Annotated in this window: 1 protein-coding gene; it reads right to left on the reverse strand. The window is 73.2% G+C overall.

Translation table 11 applies throughout. The features are described 5' to 3' along the window. A partial coding sequence (locus tag G3I65_RS41230) for a type I polyketide synthase (RefSeq protein WP_160700892.1) occupies nucleotides 1-1573 on the reverse strand: 1573 nt, incomplete at both ends.

Raw genomic sequence — 1573 nt, forward strand, 5'->3', positions numbered from 1 at the left:
CGTCGACGCCGGCCTGCGCTTCGGTCGCGTCGAGCCAGAACCGTTCGCGCTGGAACGGGTACGTGGGCAGCGCGGCGGGGGTGCCCGCGGGCAGCGCCCAGTCGACCGGCACGCCGTGGACGTGCGCCTCGCCGAGCGCGGCGAGCACGCGGACCGGGCCGCCGTCGTTCCGCTTGAGCGTGCCGAGCGCGGTGGTGCTCTCGGCGAGGGCGCTGACGAGGACCGGGTGCGGGCTGCACTCGATGAAGACGTCGTGGCCCGACTCGACGAGCCTCTCCGTGGTCCGCGCGAATTCGACGGGACGGCGCAGGTTCCGGTACCAGTACCCGGCGTCGAGGTCGGCCGTGTCAGTGGGTTCGCCGGTCACCGTGGAGTGGAACGGGATCTCGCCCGAGCGCGGCCGCACGGGAGCCAGCACGCGGGCCAGCTCGTCTTCGAGGCCTTCCACGTGCGGCGAATGGGAGGCGTAGTCGACGGCGATCCGCTTGGCCGGGACGTCCGAGGCCAGGAGTTCGTCGAGCGCGTCGGCGTCACCGGACACCACGGTCGAGGCGCCGCCGTTGACCACGGCGACCGCGAGCCCGGGCCACGGCGCGATCAGTTCCCGCGTCCGGTCCGCCGGAGCGGCCACGGACACCATACCGCCGCGTCCGGACAGCGCCAGCAGCGCCTTGCTGCGCAACGCGACCACGCGGGCACCGTCCTCAAGGGACAGTCCACCCGCGACGACCGCGGCGGCGATCTCGCCCTGCGAGTGCCCGACGACGGCGGCGGGTTCGACCCCGTGCGCCCGCCAGACGGCGGCGAGCGACACCATCATCGCCCACAGCGCGGGTTGGACCACGTCGACCCGCTGGAGTGCTTCGGCGTCGTCGAGGACGTCCAGTAGCTCCCAGTCCACAAAGGACCGCAAGGCGTCTGCGCACTCTGCCATGCGGGCCGCGAACACCGGATCGGCCGCGAGCAGCTCCCGTCCCATCCCGGCCCACTGTGAGCCTTGACCGGGGAAGACGAACACGACCCGGCGGTTCGGGCGGGCCACCCCGGCACCACTGCCTCGTTCTGCGAGCGCGGTGAGCCCGGCTTTCAGGTCATCGGTGACGACGGCGCGGTGGTCGAACGCCGACCGCTTGACCAGCGCCCGCGCGACTGCGGTGGCATCGCCGTTCACGAACGGCAGCAGCTGACGAGCCTGCTCCCGCAGCGCGGGCTCATTCCGGGCGGAGAGCACCCACGGCACCGGTCCGTCGACCGCAGCGGACGGGGCCGGTTCCGGCACGGCTTCGAGGATGACGTGCGCGTTGGTTCCGCTGATGCCGAACGACGACACCGCGGCGCGGCGCGGGCGGGTGACCTCGGGCCAGGCGCGGTTCTCTGTGAGCAGCTCGACCGCACCCGCCGTCCAGTCGACGTGCGGGGACGGCTCGTCGACGTGCAGCGTCGCCGGCAGCACGCCGTGGCGCATGGCCTGGACCACCTTGACGACCGCGCCGACCCCGGCGGCGGCCTGGGTGTGCCCGACGTTCGACTTCAGCGAACCGAGCCACAGCGGCGTTTCCCGGTCCTGGCCGTA

The sequence above is a fragment of the Amycolatopsis sp. SID8362 genome (assembly GCF_010550475.1).
In the GTDB taxonomy this organism is placed as follows: Bacteria; Actinomycetota; Actinomycetes; order Mycobacteriales; family Pseudonocardiaceae; genus Amycolatopsis; species Amycolatopsis eburnea.